Below are 23,078 nucleotides of genomic sequence, written 5' to 3'. Positions count from 1 at the left end.
GCCCGCGGCGATCAGTCCTGGCCGGTCGCCTGGCGGGTGATGGCGGGAGCGGGGGCGTTGCCGATGGCGTCGGTCGCCGCGTGGGGCGCATTGGCCGGCGCCGCGCCTTGCGCGTCCGGACGCAGTTCGCGCCGCAGGATCTTGCCCACGGTGGTGCGCGGCAGGTCGTCGCGGAATTCGATATACCGAGGCACCTTGTACCCCGTGAGCTGCGTGCGGCAATGCGCGATCAACGTGTCCGCGTCCAGCGTGGGATCCTTGCGGATGACGTAGAGCTTGACGGCTTCGCCGGAGCGCTTGTCGGGCACGCCCACCGCCGCCACCTCGCGCACGCCCGGGTGCAGCGCGGCCACGTCCTCGACTTCGTTCGGATACACGTTAAAGCCCGATACCAGGATCATGTCCTTCTTGCGGTCGACCAGATAGACATACCCCGTCTCGTCGACGTAACCGATGTCGCCCGTGCGCAGGAAGCCGTCCGGGTACATGACCAGCGCCGTCTCGTCCGGCCGGTTCCAATAGCCCTGCGTGACCTGCGGGCCGCGCACGCAGATCTCGCCGTTTTCCCCGACCCCCAGTTCGCGGCCGGCGTCGTCGCGGATCGACAGGTCGGTGGAGGGCACGGGCAAGCCGATGGACCCGTTGAAGATCTTGGTGTCCAGGGGATTGATGGTGACGGCGGGCGACGTTTCCGTAAGCCCGTAAGCCTGCGCGATCGACACGCCCGTCGCGGCGCGCCAGCGGTCTGCCACCGAGCGCTGCACCGCCATGCCGCCGCCCATCGTCAAGCGCAGCCGCGAGAAATCCAGGTGGGCAAAATCCGGGTGGTTGAGCAGCGCGTTAAAGAGCGTGTTCACGCCAGTGAATGCCGAGAACGGCACCTTGCCCATTTCTTTTATCAGCCCCGGAATATCGCGCGGATTGATGATGAGCAGGTTGCTTGCGCCCAGTTTCATGAACGTCAGGCAATTCGCCGTCAGCGCAAAGATGTGATACAGCGGCAGGGCCGTGACGATGCATTCCTCGCCGTCTTTCACCAGGGGCCTGACCCAGGCGTAGGCCTGGCTGACGTTTGCCACCAGGTTGCCGTGCGACAGCATGGCGGCTTTGGCCACGCCGGTCGTGCCGCCCGTGTACTGCAGGAACGCCAGGTCGGCAGCCGTGAGCGGCACGTCGGTGAACGGCAGGTCGCGGGCTTGGCGCAGCGCATCGCCCAGTTTCTGCGATCCGGGCAGCGACCACGCCGGCACCATGCGCTTGACGCGCCGCACGGCAAAGTCCACAAGACGACCCTTGATGGGACCCAGCATCTCGCCGATGGACGTCACCAGCACACGCTCGATTTGCGTGGCGGGCAACGCCTTTTGCAGTGTGGCCGCGAAGTTGTCCGCGACCACGATGGCGCGCGCGCCCGCATCGGCAAGCTGGTGTTCAAGCTCGTGCGCGGTGTAGAGCGGGTTGCAGTTCACCACGATGCAGCCGGCGCGCAGGGCGCCGAAGAGGCAGACGGGGTACTGCAGCAGATTGGGCATCATCAGCGCGACGCGGTCGCCGCGGCCAAGGCCGTTCGCGTGCAGCCATGCGGCGAAGCGTCGCGTCAGCGCGTCCAGTTCGGCATAGGTGATCGATTTGCCCATGCTGATGTAGGCCGTCTTGCCGGGAAAGCGCCGGAAGCTTTCCTGGATGATCGTCACAAGGGTGGTCGCGCTGTCGGTCCCGATCTCGGCGGGCACACCGTAGGGATAGCTCTTGTGCCAGATTCGTTCCATGTCTTGCGGTTCCGTTGGGGCGCAAGGCCCTAGTTGCCCAGCAGGGCTTTCTTCAGGGAGGCCTGCGCGGGGCTGTCGCCCAGCCAGACGCGAAGCAGGGCGCGGGCGAAGGCGGGATCGTCGATGCGGCCGCGCGGCTTGCCGTTGCTGGCAATGGCGACGCCGCGGGCATCGAAGTCCAGATCGATGACATCGCCCTCGCGGGCGGCGCCGATGTCGCTCATCAAGCGTGACAGGCGCTCGGCGGGCGCTTTCAGCGCGGCAAGTTCCTGCGAGCTCGTATTGTCTCGCAATCCGTCCTGCAGCGCGCCGTCCAGGCTTTTGCTGTCCACGTCGCGCAGCATCCGCAGCCGCATGCGGCGCGGCTGCGTGCTGTCAATGAGTGCCGCGGCGTCGTGGCTTTTCGTGGTGACGTACAGCGCAGCCACGTAGACCTTCACGACGAAACGGGTGCGCAGGCCCGCGCCGTTCAGCGTCAGCGCCTGGCTGCCTTCGGCAAGCTGTTCGGGCACGCGCACGCCGGCAACGTCCACGTCGGCAAAGGCGGGCGCGCCCGCCAGGCAGGCCGCGAGAATCAGGCTCAGGGCGGCGTTGCGCCCTCCGGGGTTGAAACGCATTTGTCACCTCCAGTGTTCTTCTGCTTGTAGAACTTCTTGTCTGCGATGTAGATCGTGCGTTCCACGACGGCGTACACGACGTCGTCCTTGTCCTTCAGTTCGACCGTATAGGTGCGGGTCGTTTCGTGGTGCGTGGCGAGCAAGCGCCGGATTTCGGGGATCTCGCCCGGCGGCAGCCGGAAGTCGACATACAGCGTGGTGTAGGCGGGCTTGCGGAAACGGATGGAGGCCGCCTTGTCCCAGACGATGTGATCCGGGCCCAACGCCGACATCAGCATGGTCGGGTGGGCGCCGTCGGTTACCGCAAAGAGCGAGCCGCCGTACATCGATCCCACGATGTTGCGGGTGCGGCGCAAGAGCGGCAGCTTGATGCGTATGTGCTGGAAGTCCGGCGACACGTGCAGCACGCGGCCGCCGGTGGCGCGAAAGGCCGGATGCAGGTTGAAGCCCACCCGCATCAGCCGCGCGCGCCACTCGGGCCACAGGTTCTTGAACCAGTAGGGCTTCACGCTGGCCGCCGTTTGGTTACATGGCCTCGAACAGGCCGGCCGCGCCCATGCCGGTGCCGATGCACATCGTGACCAGCCCGTACTTGCCGCCGGTGCGGCGCAGCCCGTGCGTGATCGTCGCGGTGCGGATCGCGCCCGTGGCCCCCAGCGGGTGGCCCAGCGCAATGGCGCCGCCCAGCGGATTGACCTTGGCCGGATCCAGGTTCAGCTCGCGGATCACGGCCAGCGACTGGGCCGCGAACGCCTCGTTGAGCTCGATCCAGTCCAGCGCGTCCTGCTTGATGCCGGCGCGTTCCAGCACCTTCGGAATAGCGGCGACGGGGCCGATGCCCATGACCTCGGGCGGCACACCGGCGACGGCAAAGCCCACGAAGCGCGCCAGCGGGCTCAGGTTGAATTCGCGCAGGATGCGATCGGACACCAGGATCACGGCCGCCGCGCCGTCCGACATCTGCGAGCTGTTGCCCGCCGTGACGCTGCCTCGCGTGGAGAAGACCGGCTTGAGCCGCGCCAGCGCTTCCAGGCTGCTGTCGGGACGCGGGCCTTCGTCGACCTCGACGAGGCGGCGCGCGACGCGCACCGCGCCGCTGGCGCCGTCCGGCAGGTGCGTGACGACCTCAAAAGGCGTGGTCTCGGCGCGGAAGTGGCCGGCGGCAATCGCCGCGCAGGCCTTCTGGTGCGAGGCCAGCGCAAAGGCGTCCTGATCCTCGCGCGACACCTTCCAGCGTTCGGCGACCTTTTCGCCGGTCAGGCCCATGCCAAATGCCATGCCGATGTTTTCTTCGTGGGCGAAGATAGCCGGGTTCATGGACACCTTGTTGCCCATGATCTGCGGCATGGCGCTCATGGATTCGGTGCCCGCGCCGATCATGATGTCGGCCTCGCCCAGCCGAATGCGGGCGGCGGCGTCCGCCACGGCCTGCAGTCCCGACGCGCAGAAGCGGTTGACGGTGACGCCCGCCACGCTTTGCGGCAGGCCGGCCAGCAGCAGGCTGATGCGGGCCACGTTCATGCCCTGTTCGGCCTCGGGCATGGCGCATCCGGCGATTACGTCGTCGATGCGGGCGGCGTCCAGCCCGGGCGCCTGCGCCAGCGCGCCGTTCAGCGCAGCGGCCAGCATGTCGTCGGGGCGGGTGGTGATGTAGGCGCCATTGCGCTTGCCCACGGGCAGGCGCGTGGCGGCAACGATGTAGGCGTCTTGGATCTGCGTGCTCATATCCATTTCCTCAACTAACAATAGCGAGATATATCAATCGGACCCCCCGCGCAAAATGGTCTCCCACGAGCGGGGCCGCGCGGATCCGGCTCTGCCGGTCCGCTTGCGGCGCCCCTGGGGGAAGCGCCGCAGGCGCCTGGGGGGGATCAATTCCGTAGCGGCTTGCCGGTTTCCAGGGTGTGGCGGATGCGCGCCTGGGTCTCAGGCGTGCGCAGCAGCGCCACGAATTCCTTGCGCTCCACGGCCAGCAGCCATTCTTCGTCGACCTTGGTGCCGGTCTCGACCTCGCCGCCGCACAGCGCGACGGCCGCGCTGCGGGCCACGCGGTAGTCGTGCGCGCTGATCATGCCGCCTTCGCGCATGTTGACCAGCACCATCTCGAAGTTGGCGATGCCGTTGCGGCCGGCCACCGGCACGTTCTGCAGCCGGGCGGGCGGCGTGTAGCCGGCCTGCGCCGCGGCGCGCGCCTGGCCAATGGCCACGTACAACAGTTCGCCGGGATGGAACAGCACGATGTCGTGTTCGCGGGCAAAGCCGGCCTCGATGGCCTCCAGCCCGCTCTTGGCAACCTGGGCCATGGCAATGGTCTGGAAGACCGGTTGGAGGTAGGGGAAGACTTCGCCGGGCGTGGCCGTCTTGGCCGCCAGCGCCGCGGCGCGCGCGGCGAACTCCTTGCTGCCGCCGCCCGCCGGAATGAGGCCGACGCCGGCCTCGACCAACCCGATGTAGCTTTCCAAAGCCAGCACGCGGTGCGAGGCGTGCATCAGGAATTCGCAGCCGCCGCCCAGCGCCATGCCCTGCACCGCGGCAACGGTCGGGATCTGCGCGTACTTGAACGACTGCGAAGCCCGCTGGAATTTTTCGACCGTGGCCTCCAGCATGTCCCACTGGCCCGCCGCGCAGGCTTCGACTACCTGCTGCAGGTTGGCGCCCACCGCAAACGGCGCGTCGTGCCAGATGACCAGGCCGTCGAATTCACGTTCGGCCTTGGCCACCGCCTGCAGCACGCCTTCCAGCACCTCGGCGCCCAGCGTGTGGTTGCGCGACGTGACCGACAGGATGGCGACGCCGGCGTCGACCTGCGGCAGGTTCCACAGGCGCACGCCTTCGTTTTCCCAGACCGTGACGCCGCGGTCGTCGGCGGCTTCGCCCACGACGCGTTCCGGGAACAGCTGGCGGGCATACACCGGCAACGTCGAGCGCGGATGCAGCTTGCCCGTGCGGGCGGAGTACGAGCCTTGCGGCGCATGCACGCCCTGGCGGTCCGGTTCCAGCACCCAGGCGGGCAGGGGCGTGTCGCTCATGGCGCGGCCGGCGGCGATGTCCTCGGCCACTGCGGCGGCGATGGCCTGCCAGCCCGCGGCCTGCCAGGTTTCGAACGGGCCTTGCGACCAGCCGAAGCCCCAGCGCATGGCCAGGTCCAGATCGCGCGCGTTGTCGGCCACGTGCTCGAGCTGCACGGCGCTGTAATGGAAGATGTCGCGGAACAGGCTCCACAGGAATTGCGCCTGCGGATGCTCGCTGGCGCGCAGGGCGGCAAAGCGCTTGGCCGGATCGCGTTCCTTGAGCAGCGCGGCGACTTCATCGGCCAGCTTGCCCGTGCCCGGCGCGTAATCCTGCTTTTTCAGATCCAGCACCTGTATCTCGCGGCCCTGCTTGCGGTAGACGCCCGCGCCGCTCTTCTGGCCCAGCGCGCCCTTGGAGATCAGGGCCGACAGCCAGTCCGGCAGCGCGAAGTACCGGTGCCACGGATCGTCGGGCAGGTTCTTTTCCATCGTGCCCACCACGTGGGCCAGCGTGTCCAGCCCCACCACGTCGGCGGTGCGGTACGTGGCGCTCTTGGGGCGGCCGATCTTGGGGCCGGTCAGCGCGTCGACTTCGTCAAAGGCCAGGCCCAGCCGCGCGGTATGGTGCATGGCGGCCAGGATCGAAAACACGCCAATGCGGTTGGCAACGAAGTTCGGGGTGTCCAGCGCGCGGATCACGCCCTTGCCCAGCGCGGAGGTCAGCCAGGTTTCCAGCTGGTCCAGCACGTCCGGTTGCGTGTGCGAGGTGGCAATGATCTCCACCAGGTGCATATAGCGCGGCGGATTGAAGAAATGGATGCCGCAGAAGCGGTCGCGCAGCCCGGCGGGCAGCGCGTTGGCCAGCGCGTCGATGGACAGGCCGGAGGTATTGGATGCGACGATGGCGCCGGGCGCCACGTGCGGCGCGATGCGCTCGTACAGTGCCGTCTTCCAATCCATGCGCTCGGCGATGGCTTCGATGACGAGATCGCAGCCGCTCAGGCGGGCGAGGTCGTCATCGTAATTGGCGGGCGTGATGAGCGCCAGGCGCGAGGCGCCGGCCAGCGGTGCGGGTTCCAGTTTTTTCAGGCCGGCCAGCGCCTTCTTGACGGTGCCGTTGCGGTCGCCTTCGCGGGCGGCCAGGTCGAACAACGTGACCGGCACGCCGGCATTGGCCAGGTGGGCGGCGATCTGCGCGCCCATGACGCCGGCACCCAGCACGGCGACGTGTTTGACGACGAACTTGCTCAAGGGAGTCTCCTGAAAAAGCGGGGGGCGGCACGCGGCCGTCCCCCGTTCACGGCTAGAAGCGGGACGAGAGCTGCAGACCGAAGATGTGGCCGCTGCTGTCGTAGGTGCCCGCGACGCGGCCCTTGGTGGCCGCGCTGCCGGACGTGGTGTCGATGTCCGTCTTGCGCAGGTACAGATAGGTGTAGCCCACGTCGATCGTGGTGTCCTTCGTGGCGGCCCATTGCACGCCGGTCGAGAACCAGTAGCGGTCGTTGTCCGGCAGGGACGTGGGACGGTCGGCGGCGTCATGCACCGGCGACTGATCGAAGGCCAGGCCGAACTTCCATTTCCAGGCGGGGGCGAACTTGTAGTTGGTGCCCACGGCAACGCGCCAGGTATCGCGGAAGTTGAGCGGCAGCACATCGTCGCGCGCGCCCGGGCCCGAGTTCTTGATCTTCAACTGGGGGATGCTGCTCCAGCCGGTCCACGACACGTCGCCCAGCAGTTCCCATTTTTCGTTGAGCTGGTGCGTGGCGCTAAGAATCAACGTGTCGGGCAGGTCGACGTTGGCCTTGGCATCGAACGACACGGACTGGCCGGTGGGGCCGATGTTGTCGATGTCGGTGTCGCCCTTGGCCGAGTGCTTGATCTTCGAGCGGTACGACAGGCCGATGCGCGTGTCTTCGGTGGGTTGCAGCATGAAGCCGACGTTCCAGCCCCACGCATCGCCCTTCAGGTTCAGGTCGGCGTCGCCATTGGTGGCCAGCGGCAGGCCGGCGATGGGCACGACGGTCTTTTTCTTGTAGGTGGCGTCGATGTGCTGCCAGTTCACGCCGAAACCCATCGAGAATTTCTCGTTGACCTTGTAGGCGATGGACGGGTTGACGTTGATGGTCTTGATGTCGAACTTGTTCGAGTGGTATTGACCGACCCAGCCGTCGTCGTATTCGGTCATCAGGCCGAACGGTGCGCCGACGCCCAGACCGATGTACCACTGCTCGTTCAGTTGCCAGGAGGCGTAGAGGTTGGGCACGACGCCCAGATGGCCCGCGTCCCCGCCATTGCCGCCGGTGGGAACCGAACCGTACAAGCCCGATCCGGGAATGCCCGGCGCGCTGGGGTTGCGGCTGTTGCCGTTGTCCGAAAACTTGAACGACGGTTTGATCAGGTTTACCCCGCCGGAGAAATTAAGGCCCGGCAGATAGGTCAAGCCTGCCGGGTTGAAATACATGATGCTGGCATTCTCCGGGTTTGCCGCCGAGCCCGCATACGCGTTGCCCAGGCCGCTGGCGTTCTGCTCCAAGAGCTGAAAACCGGCGCCGTAGGACGTTGCGGATGCGCCCAGGCCGACCAGGATGGCCGACAGGGTGCTCAGGGACAATGGACGTCTGCGCATGGTACTGCCTCCTCGAGTTGGATGTGTGTCTCTCTTTCCACTGCCGGCCTGGTTTCGCCGGTCTAATCGGCGCGAGCCGCTGTGCTGCGGTCCTGCTTGGTGCTGCCTGCTTCGTAATGCAAGGGGCCTCCCGTGAATGGCGCGAAGCCCGTCCCAAAAATCACGCCGGCATCGGCCAGATCGGCGTCGGCCACGATGCCGCCCGCGACCCGTTCACGCGTGGCGTCGATGAGCGGCTGGATCAGGCGCTGGGCCAGGCCGGCGGGCGCGGCGGCGGGATCCGCGCCGCGCTGCTTGACCGGCTTGCCATCGCGCCAGGTGTAAAAGCCCTTGCCGCTCTTTTTGCCCAGCTCGTTGCGCGCCAGGCGCTCGGCCAGGCAACGCGGCGGCTCGGCGCCGCCGGCCAGTTGCGCGCCGGCGTCGCGTGCGATGTCCAGGCCCACGGTGTCGGCCAGCTCCAGCGGCCCCATCGGCATGCCGAAGGCCACCATCGCGGCGTCCACGGTTTCCGGCGCGACGCCTTCGTCCACGCTGCGCATGGCCTGCAGCATGTAGGGCGCCAGCACCGCATTGACCAGGAAGCCGGGCGCGCTCTTGACCGGCAGCGCCAGCTTGTCGATCTGCCCCACGAAGGCGCAGGCGCGGGTCTGGGCGTCGGGGTCGCCGCCTTGCGCGTGCACGACTTCCACGAGCGGCATCTTGGCTACAGGATTGAAGAAATGAATGCCCACCAGACGCTCCGGCCGCGCAAGGCCTTCGCGCAGCGTTTCAAGCGACAGGCTGGACGTGTTGGTGGCCAGCAGCGCATCCGGCTTCATGCGCGGTTCCAGCGACCGGTACAGCGCGCGTTTGGCGTCGGGCTGCTCGCTGATGGCCTCGATGATGACGTCTGCCAGCGGCACGCCGTTGCCTTCCGGGTCCGGCACCAGCCGGTCGAACGCGGCGCGCGCCAGGCGCGAATCCTTCAAACGCCGCGTATAAAGCGCTGCGGCGCGCTTGATTGCCGGCGCGATGCGGGACATCTCCTGGTCCTGCAAAGTCACGGTCATGCCCTTGTACGCGCACCAGGCGGCAATGTCGCCGCCCATCACCCCGGCGCCCACCACGTGCACATGGCGCGCGGGCGCAACGCCGGGCTGCTTGCCGTTGGCCTTCAGACGCTCTTGCAAGCGGAATACGCGTAGCAGGTTGCGCGCCGTGCCGGACGAAATGATGCGGTCGATGAGGTCGGGCGCCTTGAGCGCATTGCCGCCATGCTTTTCCCAGATCTCCACGATGGCGGGCGCGGCCGGGTAATGGCCCAGCGGATCCTTCGCGGCAATCTGCTTGCGGGCGCGGTTGGCGACAATGGCTTTCAGCGGCCAGCGGTTCAGCAACGCGCCCAGGCCGCGTGCGCGCCGGGCGGGCTTGCGCGACAGGACCGTCTGGCGCGCCGCGGCCAGCAGCAGGCGTGGCGGCACGCGCGCGTCCACCAGCCCCAACGCGGCCGCGCGGCGGGCATCGGCGCCGCGGCCGGTCAGCATCATGTCCAGCGCGGCCGGCGCGCCGATCACCTGCGGCAGGCGCAGCATGCCGCCCCAGCCTGGAAAGATGCCAAGCATGACTTCGGGCAGCGCCAGCGAGGCGCCGGGCTGGTCCGCCACCAGCCGGTAGCGGCAAGCCAGCGCCAGTTCCAGGCCGCCGCCCAGGCAATGCCCCTGGATCAGCGCCAGCGTCGGATAGCGCACGCCAGCCAGGCGGTTCATGAGATTCCAGCCGCGCGACACCAGCCCGCGGGCCTGCTCAGGCGTGTCCAGCGTGGCGAATTCGTTGACGTCGGCGCCCACGATGAAGCCCGTCGCCTTGCCGGACTGGATGATGAGGCCCGGGGGCGGATCGCGGTCCAGCGCGTCAAGCACGACCGAGAGTTCGGTCATGGTGTCGGCCGACAGGGCGTTGACCGCGCTGCCCGCGCGGTCGAAGGTCAGCCAGGCGACGCCGTCGGGGTCGTGGTCCAGGCGCCAGTGGGAAAGCGTATCCAATGTCGTCATGGGCGGTCCTCGTCCAGGGTTTCGACCAGCATCGCGCCGCCTTGGCCGCCGCCGATGCAGATGGCAGCCATGCCGCGCCGGGCGCCCCGGCGCTTGAGCGCATGCAGCAGATGCAGCACGATGCGTGCCCCCGAGGCGCCCACCGGGTGCCCGATGGCAATGGCCCCGCCGTCGACGTTGAGCCGCGCGGGGTCCAGTTCGCCCCAGGCGGGCGTGCCGAAGTTTTCCTGGCAGTAGGCCTCGTCCCGCCACGCGGCCAGGCAGCCTAGCACCTGCGCCGCGAAGGCTTCGTTGATCTCCCACAAGTCCAGATCATTCAAGCCCAGCCCATGCCGCTGCAGGATCGGCGTGGCCGCATGCACGGGACCTAGGCCCATGATCGCGGGATCCAGCCCGGCCCATTGCGAATCGACGATGCGGCCCAGCGGACGCAGGTTCCATTTGCGCACGGCCTCTTCCGAAGCCAGCACCAGCATGGCCGCGCCGTCGGTGACCTGCGAACTGTTGCCTGCGGTGATGTTGCCCCACGGCTTGTCAAACACCGGCTTGAGCTTGGCCAGCTTGTCGGGCGTGGAGTCTTCGCGCACACCGTCGTCCGCGGCGTGCAGCGTGCCCTGCATGTCGATGACCGGTGTGACCTCGGGCATGCCGGCGGCGCGGGCCGCCAGCGCGCGCTGATGGCTGCGCGCCGCGTACGCATCCATGGCGGCGCGGTCGATATTGAACAGCGTGGCGACGTTCTCGGCGGTCTGACCCATCGACAGGCCCACGACCGGGTCCGTCAGGCCCTTGAGCAGGCCGATCACGGGCGCAAGGTGCTTGGGCCGGAAACCGCCCAGCGCCTTGAGCTTGGCGCCCACGCCGCGCGCGGCGTACCAGCGCGACAGCCAGCGCACCATGCCGTCCGAAAACAGCACCGGCGCGCGCGACAGCGCATCGGTGCCGCCGGCCAGCACCAGGTGCGACCGGCCGTTCTGGATGTTTGCAATGGCCGAATCCAGCGCCTGCATGCCCGATGCGCAGTTGCGCATGACGGTCCAGCCGGGCACCCGATCGCCGCAAGCGAGCCGCAGTGAAATCACGCGGCCGATGTTGACTTCTTCGGGCGAGGGCGCCGCGCAACCCACGATGACCTCGTCCAGGTCGGTGGGCGCGTAGGGCTGGCGCAGCAGCAGGGCGCGGCCGGCCTGCACCGCCAGATCCCCGGCGGAGAAGGGGCCCGGGCCCGTGCGGGCCTTCAAAAAGGGCGTGCGTGAACCGTCGACGACGTAAACCGGTTTGAATGCCATCCGCTACCTCCCTCAGGCGACCTTGCGTTCGGCCGTGGGCCGGTCCGCGTCGGCGGCGCCGAGGTCAAAGGGGAAATCATCCACTTTCACCACGGTGTCGCGCAAGCGGTTGCGGCGCTTGACCACCGCGTATTCTTCCGCGGTGATGCCGCCGATGGCCACCGCCGCGTCGGCGATGTCGCGCACATTCGCTTGCGGGTTTCCGTCCAGCACGCCGCGCTTTTCCAGTTCTCGGATCTTGGCTTCGATCGGCTCGGCGTCCAGCGTGGCGGCCAGCGCCTGCTCGATCGCGCCCACGGGCTCGTCCGCGGTGGCGGGCAGATGGCAGCCGGCGGTCAGGCGGTCGCGCGTGGCGCTGGGGCTGATGAGCAGCCGGGCCACGTCCTGGCCAAGCTGGTCCGACGGCGGGATCTGGCTGTGGCCCCACGGAAATACGATGCGGCGAATGATCCAGGCCACCGCACGGTTCGGGAAGTTGTCCAGCACGCCGTCAAAGGCTTCCTGCAACTTGCACAATGCGTCCTGGATGGACCAGTGCGCCAGCGGCGCGTCGGCGGCCTGCCGGCCTTCGTCCTCGAAACGCTTGAGCGTGGCGCTGATCAGGTACATCTGCGACAGCACGTCGCCCAGCCGCGCCGACAGGCGCTCGCGCCGCTTCAGGCTGCCGCCCAGCACCAGCATCGAGGTGTCGGCCAGCATCGCGAATGCCGCGGAATAACGGCCCAGCAGCTGGTAGTAGCGCTTCATGGCGGGCGAGACGTCGGCGTTCACGGCGGCAAACCGCGCGCCGGTCAGCGACGTGCCCAGCGCACGGAAGGTGTTGCGCACCACGAAGCCCGCGTGGCCCCAGAACGCGGCGTCGAAATCATCCAGTCCCCGCTTGCGGTCCGGCGATTGGGCAGCCTGCATTTCCGCCAGCACGTAGGGGTGGCAGCGGATCGCGCCCTGGCCGAAGATGATGAGGCTGCGCGTCAGGATATTGGCGCCTTCGACCGTGATGCCGATGGGGATCTGCTGGTAGGCGCGACCCAGGAAGTTGGACGGTCCCAGGCAGATGCCCTTGCCGCCGATCACGTCCATGCCGTCGTTGACGACCTGGCGCGCGCGCTCCGTGACGTGGTATTTGACGATGGCCGACACGACCGAAGGCTTTTCGCCCAGGTCCACCGCGCCGGCCGTCATGGTGCGCGCCGCGTCCATCATGTAGGTGTGTCCGCCAATGCGCGCCAGCGCCTCTTCGACGCCTTCGAACTTGCCGACCGGCATGCGGAACTGGCTGCGCACGCGTGCATAGCCGCCCACGGCGCGCGTCGTCAGCTTGGACATGCCGGTGTTCGAGGAAGGCAGCGAGATCGAGCGGCCGGCGGCCAGGCATTCCATCAGCATGCGCCAGCCCTGGCCGGCCATGGCGGGACCGCCGATGATGAAGTCCAGCGGCATGAAGACGTCGGCGCCGCGCGTCGGGCCGTTCATGAACATGGCGTTCAGCGGGAAGTGGCGCCGGCCGGTGTCCACGCCGGGGTGGTCGTGCGGCACAAGCGCGCAGGTGATGCCCAGGTCCTTCTTGCCGCCCAGCAGGCCGTCCGGGTCGTACAGGCGGAACGCCAGGCCCAGCAACGTGCAGACGGGCGCGAGCGTGATGTAGCGCTTGTCCCAGGTGACGCGCATGCCGATCACCTCGCGGCCTTGCCATTCGCCCTTGCAGACGATGCCGCTGTCGGGAATGGCGGCCGCATCCGAACCCGCCCACGGGCTGGTCAGCGCAAACGCCGGCACTTCCTCGCCGCGGGCCAGGCGCGGCAGATAGTGGTTCTTCTGTTCCTCGGTGCCGTAATGCAGCAACAGTTCGGCCGGACCCAGCGAGTTCGGCACCATGACCGACACGGCCAGCGCGGAAGAACGCGTGGATAGCTTGGTCACGATTTCGGAATGGGCATAGGCGGAGAACGCAAGCCCGCCGTACTGCTTGGGAATGATCATGCCGAGGAAACCCTCGGTCTTCAGATAGTTCCAGACGTCGGCGGGCAGGTCGAAGCGCTCTTGCGTGACGTGCCAGTCGTTGACCATGCGGCACGCGGTCTCGGCCTGGTTGTCCAGAAAGCGCCGCTCTTCGTCGGTCAGCTGGGGGCGGGGATAGGCCAGCAGACGACTCCAGTCGGGCCGGCCGCGAAAGAGCTCGCCTTCCCACCAGACGGTGCCTGCCTCGAGCGCATCGCGCTCGGTGTCCGACATCTGCGGCAACACCTTGCGATACAGGTTGAAGATCGGCGCGGACAACAGCGCCCGCCGGATGGGGCGCACGCCCAGCAACACGGCGGCCAGGAGCGCAATGACAACCAGCGCGACGATGACTGCGTACATTTTCTTGTCTCCTCGTTGTTCTTCAGGTGCGTGGCGGCCTTCGAAGGAGGGCGCGCCGGCCGGGCGGGCGGTGGACGGCGGTCAGGCGCCTCCGGGGCTTGCGTTTACGTGCGGCAAGGGCGAACGCAGCCCGCCCAGCAGAAAACTCATCAGGCGCGGCAGAAGCAGTTCGCGGTCGTTGGGCTGCTCGGCTTCGTCGCCGGCCAGGCCGGTGACCGAGCGCAGCAGGTCGGTGCCCATGATTGCGTACGACGTCGCGCCCAGCATGAACTGGAAACGCCAGATGATCTCGGCGCGGGGCACGTCCGGCAGGGCGGCGAACAGGGCGTTGCGGTAGCGCGCGAGCACGTCGGCGTATTCCTCGGCGAACAGGGCTCGGATGAAATCCGTGGGATCGGTCATCGTGCGTTCCAGCAGCGGCAGGAACGTGCTGCCGGCCTGCGCGGGATCGGCGGCCAGGCGCAGCAGCGTGCCGAAGAACGCATCGACGATCTGCGAGGGCTTCAGGGGTTTGCCGCCGGATTGCGCCTCCAGTTCGTCCAGAAGGCGCATGCGCTCGCGATTCAGCACTTCCAGGCGGCGTTTGAGCACCGCCTGCACGAGTGACTCCTTAGAGCCGAAGTGATAGTTCACCGAAGCGAGGTTGACACCGGCCGCGCCGGTGATCTGACGCATCGACGTCGCTTCGTGTCCCTGTTGCGCGAACAGGGACTCGGCGGTGTCCAGGATGGCTTCTCTCGTGGGTGTGGAGCGGATTTCTTGCATAAGGTTGAATTCAAACGTTTGTTTCAATGCATTATGCGGGAGCCTTGGATGAGAGGCGAGCCTCTGCTATCCCCAATAGGGTTTACCCCTAAGCGCTAGCGGCCGTGGTGTTGCTTTTGCCGCGCGCGCGCTTCGCATCGTGCGTACGGACGAGGCCCTGCCGGGAAGAAGCATGAGGCGCGGCCCGCGCGGGAGGTTGAGATTTAGCCGAATGTCCTCGGACACCAGTCCTAGGATGAATGCGCTCTGGAACGCACGCTCAAAAGCCCGCAGTATCAGCGCGAGAACATAAAAGCATTGCCCCGGGTGTGTGCCGGGCGAGGCCCTGCGCAGTCACGGCGCGGCAGGCCAATCGCCCTGATACAGGAGCACGAGAAATGACGACGTACAAGGTGGGATTGCTGGTTGACGGGTATGAGCAACCCGGCTGGATGCACGAGATGGTTGAGTGGCTACTCCACAGCCAGGAGTTCGAGCTCACGGCGTTGCTGGTGATGAACGGTGAGGTCGCCGACAGTACACCGAGGCTGAGCGTAAAGGCGCTGTTCGGCACGCTGTCGCGCCTGGAAGGCAAGCTGCTGCCGCAGAAGCAGCGCGACATGCTGGCGTGCCGCGACATGCGCGACAGCCTGCAGCAGGCCGGCACGGCGGTCATTCCGCTGGCGCCCGGCGATGAGGATCCGCAGGCGCGCCGCGAGGTGCAGGCGCTGGGGCTGGACCTGGTGATCACGCTGGGCGCGTCGCTCGCGACGCGCTCTCAACTTTCCAGCTGGTCGCGGCTGGGCGTGTGGCAACTGAGCTATTCGGATATTGCGGTGGCAACCAGCCGTTATGCCGGCTTCTGGGAGGTCTTTCAGCGCGAAGATCACACCACCGTGAAACTCTGGCGCATCGGCGCGCGGCAGGAAGACGACGAACTCCTGGACCAGCGCAGTTTCAACACGGAAGTGTTCTGGCTCAAGAATCAGGCCCGTGCTTTCAGTTTGGGAAATTTCATGGTCTATGACGCCTTGCAGGCGCTGGCCCATGACCGGCCGGGCGTCGCGCCGCCCGCCATGCAGATCATGAGCGGCCCGCGCCGCGCCGACCCGGCTGAGTGGGATAGCGCCGCATATATTGCGCGCCAGGCGTGGTTAATGTCGGATCTGGTTGTGCGGCGCATCATGAAACGCAATGTCCGGTGGCGGATCGGTATGTTTCCCTCCGCGCGGCAGCAGGCGGTCGTATCGGAGGCGATGGTATTGCAGCCGCCCAAGGGGCGGTTTTTCGCAGACCCCTTCGTTTATACGCACGACAAAAAACCATATATATTTTTCGAGGACTATGATTTTACGTCCCGCAAGGGCACGATCTCCGTAGCGACCTACTCCGACGGGGCTTTCCGGCTGTTGGGCACCGCGCTGAACCTGCCTTATCACCTTTCGTTTCCGTATATTTTTGAACACGAAGGCATGACGTATATGGTTCCGGAAACGTGCGGAAATCGCAGTATCGAGCTATGGAAATGCACGGAATTTCCGCTGAAATGGGAGCTGGATGTTAATCTGATGACCAATATTTCTGCCGTGGATACCATTATTTTTAAACACGGCGAATACTGGTGGTTATTGACAAATATCGACCGGACTGACGGCCAGAGCCACTGCGACGAGCTGTTCGCGTTTTTCTCGGATTCGCCCCGCTCGACGTCCTGGACGCCGCACGCCTGCAACCCGATCGTGCGCAACCCGATGCGCGCGCGCAACGCCGGAATCGTTGTCTCGCCTAGCGGAGACGTGATCCGGTGCGCCCAGTACCAAGGCTTCTGTCACTACGGCAAGGGCGTTTCGCTGAACAAGATTGAGGAGCTTTCGCCTTCCACTTACGTCGAAACCGATGGCGAGATCCACTACGCCAACTTCCTGAGAAAACGCCATGCTTCAATGCACCATTGGCATCATCAGGGGGGGCATACGGTATTTGACTTCGCCTATATGGAGTAAATACGCCTGCGGGCGTAAAAATAAAAATGTTACCGTTATTTCGATTGCAGGGATCGCTCACCGGCGTGATGTGTCGACAGATACAAGTTGACAGCTTTCCCTCCCCATCCGGCACCCCAAGGCCGCGTCAGGCAGATGCCCCGACGTGGCTTTTTTTCGTCTGTAACACGGCCATTCCGGGCGTGGCAGACCGGCAAACCGAGGCCGTGTCATAGGGAGAGCTGCGGATGCAACGGGGCGATGCTGGTGAAAACCCTAGCGGTAAAAAGGACGAGATGAGGTTCCTCATCCCTATTTAGGAACATGATTAAGGCTAACGATTGATTTCTGATTTTGTCGGATTATATCGCCCTGAAACGTCTTGATTTTGACAAATCCGAACCATAAGATGGGTTCCATGCCATCCGTTATGTTGGCTACCAAAGTCGACCAGCCTAAACGTCCCGGTTCAGCTTCATTAGATATTCCGGGATATGCGGACCACCCCCGCAGGGCTGGATAAATAATATCTTCAGCACAGCGAAGATCCCTTCTAGGCCCGTCGAAAAACCGGGAGGACACCATGGCCAAGATGGTCCTGATTGAAGCCCATCCGCTACTGCGGTTGGGGTTGTGGCAAATTCTTAGCAAGTTGGATGATGTGTGGGAGATCGAGGGGATGGGCCTTGCGGACGTGTCCAAGGCCGATGGCGTGCACGCGGGCGCCGATCTTCTGATCTATGGATTGCCAGTGGATACCGATGAAGCATGGAGCGCCTTGCACGAGATTCAGCGCGTGCTGACGCCCAAGCGGATTCTGCTTCTGACGGACGTCATGCCTTTGCCCATGCCGGTGCAAGGCCTGCCTGGCGCCAGTGTGTACGGTTGCCTGATGAAGACGGCTTCGGTCGAGATCCTCGAGGCCGCCATCCGCCTGGTGATGGCGGGCGGGCAATGCTTCCCGAGCGAACAGGCGCTGCAGGCGCCGGCCTCCGCCGTATGCGCCTTGCCGTCGCGGGATGCGGAAGAAGGCGGTGCGAAGGGCGCCATGCCGGTCAGCGCGGGCGCACAGCTCCTGCAGATCACGCCGCGCCAGTACGAAGTGTTGGTGTTGCTTGCAAGGGGCTATCCCATCAAGACCGTCAGCCGGATGTTGAACATCTCGGTGGCAACCGCGAAGACGCACGCGTGCACGCTGTACCAACGCCTGCATGTCAAGAACAAGGGCGAAGCCGTGTACGCGGCGCTGCAACGCGGCGCGACCCTGGAATGGCATGAACCGAATGGGCGCGAAGTGGATGCCGGGCAGATCTATGGGCGCAAGCTCGGTTAAGCAAGGTTTGCGCTGCCTGCCCGGCAGCAGGAACGCCCGTTCCAACGCTGCCGGGACCGCGCATAGCCAATACGGCTAAGGCATAGAAAGCAGGTGTTCACGTCGCTGTCGCCTCGCTTTCCGCCACCAATCATCCTCCTGAACGAGATTCAGCGAACGTAGCCGCTGATAGCATGAGTTGTGTCCGCAAGCATGGATTGATAGGGCGAATCACTTAGTCTCGCCACTGCAATCCCAAGGCTGCGGACAGGATTCCCCTGAACCTGGCGACGCGCGTGAACCCGCGCATTGCGCGGCGTCGCGCCAGCGTCATGGGAACCGTAATGGGCCATGCGTCACAAGGTTCTTCCCGGGATGACAACCGTACTGATCGAAGACTACGCTCTGCTTCGTGTCGCAATTCAGCATGTGCTGGAACGTGTGCGCAACGCCGACGATATCCTGGCCATCTCGCCAGCCCACCTCCTCAATATGTCCAGCTCGATCAACAAGCCAGTGGAGTTGCTGGTGGTCGGTTGCAGCGGCACCGCGGAAGAGGACATCGGCCTTCTATCGCAGGCCATGGCCTTTTTCATGCCCAGGCTGGTGCTGGTGCTGTATTCAGCGCTGGACCCGAGCGTGATGGCCGCGTGTGCGCGCGCCGGGGTCGCGGGCTATCTGCCCAAGGCTTCCAGCCCCGATGCGCTGGCCGCGGCAGTCAGCCTGGTGATTGCGGGCGGCGAATGCTACCCGCAACCCGCCGGCCGGCCGCCCAGCACCGCGCACGCCTCCGTGCAAGAGCTGCGCGAGCTCACGCAGCGGCAGGAGGAAATTCTGCAGCTGCTCGTGCAAGGCAAGACCATGCGCGAGATCGGCCAGCAGGTCGGCATCTCGGTCGCCACCGTCAAGAGCCACGCGCGCACGCTCTATTGGAAGCTGAACGCACGCAACCAGGCCGAGGCCGCGTACATCGCGGTGCAGATGGGACTGGTGCGCAGCTCGAATGGGCAGCCTGCGCCCGCCAAGGGCGACGCGAGCTGAAACGAGGACGTGAGTCAGGGCCTGTGCGGGTGGCGCTGCCGCCCGCACAGGCCCTGGCTTTTTTTGCGCCTGACAGTTGTCGCAATAGAAGCTGACGAACTTCAAAATCGTACTTGTCTGATACCCAAGCCTGGACAGGCGTGCCGTAATGGGCGCGCGCAGGCTGGGCACGCATTGGTGGCGTGGAAGGCCTGTGGTTCCCGGGAGCCCGCCATTCCAATCCAGTCCGATTTCGCTTCGCATTTGCCATCGACGACAACTCCTTCGACGTCGTCGTGCACACCTTACGGGAAGGTCTGTCCAAAGCCTTCGTGTTGCCTGTGGGCCATGAGGACCCCGCAATGACAACGCCCCACAAGAAAGCGCTGGGTCCCGACCGCCCTAATGAAAAACAACTGGGCAAGGCCATCTCACCGCCACCATGTCAGCGGTGTGTGCCCATCTACCCGTTGCGCTACGGCGTTGCAGAGCGCACCTGGAATGAAGGCGTGTTTCCCACGCTCAGCGCTGAGGGCTATCCCGCGCTGACCGCCGGCAAGGCGTACGGTCTGCGCGTGCTGCGTCCAGGCACCTACGTTTACCTCTGCTACTTCCAGAACGGCCGGATGTGGACGCAGCACTATCAAGTCACCGACGACATGCGATTTGCGCGCATCTGGTGGACTTCTGCAGACGAAGACGATGCCATCCCCGGGCGGCTCGCTCGCCCCGAAACGGTCAGCGCCAAACCTTATCTATCTGCCCCAGCGACCCAAGAAGCAGACGTCGTCTACCTGCTGACCAGCGAAACGATGCTGACCCATGCCAGGCTCTGGAGCATCGAGAACGATACGGGCGGCATCCGCTCCAGGTTGGCGACAAGGGTCAGGCCCGCTGGTGGTGTTGAGCAACCCCATGTGTTCAACATCGCGTTGCTTGCCTACGCGACGCCGGAACTGCGACGACCCGACTTGAGTGGCAGGTCGGGGTACTACACGTGGAGCGAGATATCAGCGCCGGAGTCGTTCCCCACCTACGAAACCGTCATCCCGGGCGCTTACGTCGAGCTTGTTCCGATCAAGGATATCGTTCCTCTGGCGGTCGTGCTGCACGACCCGATCGGCGTCATGAGTGAACTGGCGCATCTTGTCGCAGTTGCGGCGGCAGATCGGCAAGCTTATGAAATCGATAACAATCACGCTTACACAAGCGCCACCGTCATAAAGCAGTACTTGCAGAGCGTTCAGAAGCGTGCGACCCCAGAAGCCTATGCCAAAAGGCGAGATCTGGTTCGCTTTGACGCGAACGATGACGCGGACCGCTTCCTTGGCAATGCTGTTCCGTACATGCGCTCGTATGAACAGACAGTCAGGCGGAAACAGGCCGACATTGACACACTGGTGAAGGACCTCGAAGGTTGGATCAGGACTGGCGGCAGCGCCATCGCCAAGGATTGGCAGGATGGATGGTTTGGCAAGGCGCTGTCCTGTTTTGACTTGGGTGCAAAAGAGAATGCCCAGGACTACGAGCGCGTTGTTGCCCACTGCGTGGGTAACCTGACTCACAGCGAAAGTGGTCGATCGGCGTACCGGAGTTTGTTGCTGGCCCCACCAGAAAGAAGTCCTGTCTGGTTGGCGCTAGCGCACGGCATCCCTGAGTTGCACGCCGATTTCGCCAACCCTGCGCCGCTGAAGAACGTGCTGGATGTTGGGATTGCGGCCTTTGCGCCCCTCTTTCAACTGAACGTCTCCTATCCAGCGACCCAGTCCTCAGATGTACTTGTAAGCCAGATGCTTTCTCAGCTTGGTGATACGCGTTTGCCCGAGACCACAGCCAGCAGCATCGTCCGGCGATTACGCCTGTATGCAGAAGTCCGCGTTGGCAGCACCATTGTCACGTACCGCGTGTCTAGCGCCGAGGCGAATTTCCAATACTCCCAGTTCCACGGTGAACGAAGCATGAACACCGAGCAACTAAGGAAGTGGGGTATTACCGTCAAGCAGCCATTGCGCAATCAGCCAGCGACGGTGCTCCTTTACGAAACCGTGCGCATCGGTGATCAAGCAACCCGTATTTCATCTGCCCAACCGTCTGTGCACAATCCGCAGCCGTTCCAACTTGAAGGAAATGTGTTCAAGCGGATGCTGGATCAGGTTCGTCAAAGTAAAGCCTACGGCGCCGCGCAGACTGGAATCGTGCGCGGGGAATATGGGTTCACAGGCCTGGCCGCCATTTCCGCCATCATGGCACTTCGGTCGTCGATCAAAGATCTCGCGAACGGGAAGATTGATCGATCAGTTTCTGGGTTCGCCAACGGGGCTAGCGCGTTGGCGGCGGTATTCGCTGTGATGAGCTCCGGCATGTTGCTGAAGGGCGACGCGATTCAGCTACATGCACTCGCGAAAGGGAACTCGTTGAGCATGGCGCGGGAAGCAGCCCGCGAAGTGCGAAAGCTAGCGACAAAGCTAGGCGCAGTAACTGCCGCTATTGGGGCAGTCGCTGATGGATTACGTGCCGCTAGCGCCTACGCCACGCAACAAAACTCCGAAGCAGGTCGAATGTATCTGGCGTCTGCTGGCTGTGGAGTACTTGCGACTGCTGGACTGCTTTTAAGCGCCTCCAGCGTCGTCCTCGGCGTCATTGGGCCAGTCGGCTGGCTTGTGCTGGCTTTTATCGCCACCCTAGGAGTAATTTATTTCAGCATCCAGGCCGCTCTCGCGAAATATCAGCCCGACGAAGTCTGGTTGGCACACAGCTTTTGGAGTCAGGGTGATCGAGCATACCGTTATAGCTCTCTGGACCAGGAACTTGCCGCATTCCACGGTGCCGTTTATGGCGTCCGCGCGGTAGCGAATTGGGAAACCCCCGAGGTGTCGGTGCGTGATATTGCAGTCCGCAGCATTCCCATTTACGGACTCTGGCAAGACAGCATTGATCTAAATCGCGCTATCGCCCAAGAAAGGATAGGAACACTGTCCCTATCTTTGGTCCTGCCCGGCTATCCAACTTCGGGCGAAGAGTCGCAGCAAGTAAAGCATGCTGAAGTCTTCCAATACACGCTCAAAGCCAGGCGGAACGGCCAATTACTAAACATGGTTCGGGGGCCCATTGCGGCATCTCCGGAATACCGATTCCCTTTTGATGCGGAATGTATGGTTGTTGACAAGGATTTCATTCAAGATGGCACCCGCCAGTTGAGTTGGCAAATCGTTATGCGGGAAGACACAGAGGTCATGCTGGACTACTGTTACAGGCCGGATGTCGTTAACCAGCCTAGTCTCGCGCTGTTCCCGCAGCGAGAACCGCTTGTCTTTACACGCGGCACGTGGCTCACGGATCCTATTGACGAAGAGTTGCTTGCTCCAGTCGCGGAGCCCAAGTGATGCGGACTACCAAGAAAATTCGAGTGCCTCGCCCAACGTTTAGGGAAATCCAGAACAAATGGCGGCTCTTTCGCTTCGCGAGCACATTACTGCCGTCGGAGCCTAGTGCGTCTGAAACCCCAGCCATCGAAGCAATAAGCGTTAACGAGAGTTGCATCGAAGTGGTTTCCGATACCTTGCAAGATGGCCATGAGGGGGTAATCCTTCAGGCATTTACTTTCTCAGGGCTCTTTTCATTGCTGTTTGCCGTGATGGGGGGCTTCGGCGGCTGGTCTGTAGGCGTGTTAATTTTTTCTCTCGGCCTGCCCGGCTTGGGAGTTGTGTTGTTTTTCCTTTCTTGTGTCTTGGGGCCGCGCTATCGATACCGATGTTCGAAAGTACGTTTTGATCGTCGTAGCCGTCGTGTCTATTACGTCCCGTATCCCGAGGAAAGCTTGGACGCGATATGGGAACTTGATTGGGATCGGCTCCAGGGCATCAGGTGGATGACGGGGCGAGCGCAATCGTATCTTTACCTTGTGGGCTACACCTGCAACCTGCCCGAGCCGAAACTGGTAAAGATACCAATAATGGCTAATCACGAATTTTTCGCAAGCCATATCTGGGCATGGCTTCAACGTTTCATGGCCGGCCAGGTTGGAGGCTTGCCCGCACCAAAAATCATCAAGCTTCCTCAAAAGCCGAGCGATGTGCTGATGCGTTACGGGGGGCGCTTGGTCATGTGGTCCATCACCACAAGGAAAGGGCGGCGATTTTTACCTCTAATGATCTGGGTTGATCTCGCGATTCTGCTGCTATACATGCCATCCCGGGCCTTGCCGCAACTGATCATTCTCCAGTATCCGGAGATCCGATTCCCGAAAGAGAGCGATCGACATTGTGGTTTTTCTACGGAGTGAGCATGAATGGCAGGGAAGGGCGACGAATTGCATGC

At 64.2% G+C, this 23,078-nt stretch carries 15 protein-coding genes; 5 read left to right on the top strand and 10 right to left on the bottom strand.

Features of this window, described 5'->3' with window-relative positions; translation table 11 throughout:
- Nucleotides 1-11: 11 nt before the first annotated feature.
- The 10 genes from LN047_RS18345 to LN047_RS18300 form a co-directional block, all read right to left on the bottom strand.
- Nucleotides 12-1,769: an AMP-binding protein gene (locus LN047_RS18345; RefSeq protein WP_373979802.1), complete on the bottom strand. Its 1,758-nt coding sequence runs from the start codon at nucleotides 1,767-1,769 to the stop codon at nucleotides 12-14.
- 29 nt (nucleotides 1,770-1,798) lie between these two features.
- Nucleotides 1,799-2,386 (bottom strand): chalcone isomerase family protein, encoded by a 588-nt coding sequence (locus LN047_RS18340; RefSeq protein ID WP_373979801.1) that lies wholly within the window; start codon nucleotides 2,384-2,386, stop codon nucleotides 1,799-1,801.
- Nucleotides 2,350-2,895 (bottom strand): DUF4442 domain-containing protein, encoded by a 546-nt coding sequence (locus LN047_RS18335; protein ID WP_373979800.1) that lies wholly within the window; start codon nucleotides 2,893-2,895, stop codon nucleotides 2,350-2,352. Before LN047_RS18335 ends, LN047_RS18340 begins: the two co-directional genes overlap by 37 nt.
- 16 nt (nucleotides 2,896-2,911) lie before the next feature.
- Nucleotides 2,912-4,111: an acetyl-CoA C-acyltransferase gene (locus LN047_RS18330; protein ID WP_056323645.1), complete on the bottom strand. Its 1,200-nt coding sequence runs from the start codon at nucleotides 4,109-4,111 to the stop codon at nucleotides 2,912-2,914.
- A 146-nt stretch (nucleotides 4,112-4,257) separates the two neighbouring features.
- Entirely contained in the window at nucleotides 4,258-6,648 is a 2,391-nt protein-coding gene (locus LN047_RS18325; protein ID WP_373979799.1) for a 3-hydroxyacyl-CoA dehydrogenase/enoyl-CoA hydratase family protein, read from the bottom strand.
- A gap of 52 nt (nucleotides 6,649-6,700) precedes the next feature.
- The gene (locus LN047_RS18320; protein ID WP_373979798.1) at nucleotides 6,701-8,023 is read right to left on the bottom strand and encodes an OmpP1/FadL family transporter; all 1,323 of its coding nucleotides are present in this window, start codon (nucleotides 8,021-8,023) and stop codon (nucleotides 6,701-6,703) included.
- Nucleotides 8,024-8,085: 62 nt separating this feature from the next.
- Nucleotides 8,086-10,053, bottom strand: a complete 1,968-nt coding sequence (locus tag LN047_RS18315) for a 3-hydroxyacyl-CoA dehydrogenase NAD-binding domain-containing protein (protein WP_373979797.1) — start codon at nucleotides 10,051-10,053, stop codon at nucleotides 8,086-8,088.
- On the bottom strand, nucleotides 10,050-11,342 hold the full coding sequence (locus LN047_RS18310; RefSeq protein WP_373979796.1) for an acetyl-CoA C-acetyltransferase: 1,293 nt from the start codon (nucleotides 11,340-11,342) through the stop codon (nucleotides 10,050-10,052). Before LN047_RS18310 ends, LN047_RS18315 begins: the two co-directional genes overlap by 4 nt.
- 12 nt (nucleotides 11,343-11,354) lie before the next feature.
- Nucleotides 11,355-13,703: an acyl-CoA dehydrogenase gene (locus LN047_RS18305; protein WP_373979795.1), complete on the bottom strand. Its 2,349-nt coding sequence runs from the start codon at nucleotides 13,701-13,703 to the stop codon at nucleotides 11,355-11,357.
- 81 nt (nucleotides 13,704-13,784) lie between these two features.
- Nucleotides 13,785-14,468: a TetR/AcrR family transcriptional regulator gene (locus tag LN047_RS18300; protein WP_056323661.1), complete on the bottom strand. Its 684-nt coding sequence runs from the start codon at nucleotides 14,466-14,468 to the stop codon at nucleotides 13,785-13,787.
- A gap of 377 nt (nucleotides 14,469-14,845) precedes the next feature.
- Here LN047_RS18300 and LN047_RS18295 point away from each other — a divergent pair, with 377 nt between their 5' ends.
- The 5 genes from LN047_RS18295 to LN047_RS18275 all read left to right on the top strand — a co-directional run bounded on the left by LN047_RS18295 (nucleotide 14,846) and on the right by LN047_RS18275 (nucleotide 23,043).
- Entirely contained in the window at nucleotides 14,846-16,450 is a 1,605-nt protein-coding gene (locus LN047_RS18295) for a hypothetical protein (RefSeq protein ID WP_373979794.1), read from the top strand.
- A gap of 562 nt (nucleotides 16,451-17,012) precedes the next feature.
- A complete protein-coding gene (locus LN047_RS18290) occupies nucleotides 17,013-17,762 on the top strand; it encodes a response regulator transcription factor (RefSeq protein ID WP_056323666.1) in 750 nt (249 codons plus the stop codon).
- A 354-nt stretch (nucleotides 17,763-18,116) separates the two neighbouring features.
- On the top strand, nucleotides 18,117-18,782 hold the full coding sequence (locus tag LN047_RS18285) for a DNA-binding response regulator (RefSeq protein WP_373979793.1): 666 nt from the start codon (nucleotides 18,117-18,119) through the stop codon (nucleotides 18,780-18,782).
- Nucleotides 18,783-18,964: 182 nt separating this feature from the next.
- Nucleotides 18,965-22,144, top strand: a complete 3,180-nt coding sequence (locus LN047_RS18280) for a toxin VasX (protein ID WP_373979792.1) — start codon at nucleotides 18,965-18,967, stop codon at nucleotides 22,142-22,144.
- Nucleotides 22,144-23,043: a hypothetical protein gene (locus tag LN047_RS18275; RefSeq protein WP_156403438.1), complete on the top strand. Its 900-nt coding sequence runs from the start codon at nucleotides 22,144-22,146 to the stop codon at nucleotides 23,041-23,043. The genes LN047_RS18280 and LN047_RS18275 overlap by 1 nt, the downstream gene beginning before the upstream one ends.
- The last annotated feature ends 35 nt before the right edge of the window (nucleotides 23,044-23,078 follow it).

This window comes from Achromobacter sp. JD417, assembly GCF_041879325.1.
GTDB lineage: Bacteria > Pseudomonadota > Gammaproteobacteria > Burkholderiales > Burkholderiaceae_B > Achromobacter > Achromobacter mucicolens.
This window is presented reverse-complemented; position numbering and strand designations above follow the sequence as displayed.

Coding starts and splice junctions, on each gene's coding strand:
- LN047_RS18345 (WP_373979802.1), bottom strand. CDS start 1,769: ATGGAACGAATCTGGCACAAGAGCTATCCCTACGGTGTGCCCGCCGAG.
- LN047_RS18340 (WP_373979801.1), bottom strand. CDS start 2,386: ATGCGTTTCAACCCCGGAGGGCGCAACGCCGCCCTGAGCCTGATTCTC.
- LN047_RS18330 (WP_056323645.1), bottom strand. CDS start 4,111: ATGAGCACGCAGATCCAAGACGCCTACATCGTTGCCGCCACGCGCCTG.
- LN047_RS18320 (WP_373979798.1), bottom strand. CDS start 8,023: ATGCGCAGACGTCCATTGTCCCTGAGCACCCTGTCGGCCATCCTGGTC.
- LN047_RS18315 (WP_373979797.1), bottom strand. CDS start 10,053: ATGACGACATTGGATACGCTTTCCCACTGGCGCCTGGACCACGACCCC.
- LN047_RS18310 (WP_373979796.1), bottom strand. CDS start 11,342: ATGGCATTCAAACCGGTTTACGTCGTCGACGGTTCACGCACGCCCTTT.
- LN047_RS18305 (WP_373979795.1), bottom strand. CDS start 13,703: ATGTACGCAGTCATCGTCGCGCTGGTTGTCATTGCGCTCCTGGCCGCC.
- LN047_RS18300 (WP_056323661.1), bottom strand. CDS start 14,468: ATGCAAGAAATCCGCTCCACACCCACGAGAGAAGCCATCCTGGACACC.
- LN047_RS18295 (WP_373979794.1), top strand. CDS start 14,846: ATGACGACGTACAAGGTGGGATTGCTGGTTGACGGGTATGAGCAACCC.
- LN047_RS18290 (WP_056323666.1), top strand. CDS start 17,013: ATGGCCAAGATGGTCCTGATTGAAGCCCATCCGCTACTGCGGTTGGGG.
- LN047_RS18285 (WP_373979793.1), top strand. CDS start 18,117: ATGACAACCGTACTGATCGAAGACTACGCTCTGCTTCGTGTCGCAATT.
- LN047_RS18275 (WP_156403438.1), top strand. CDS start 22,144: ATGCGGACTACCAAGAAAATTCGAGTGCCTCGCCCAACGTTTAGGGAA.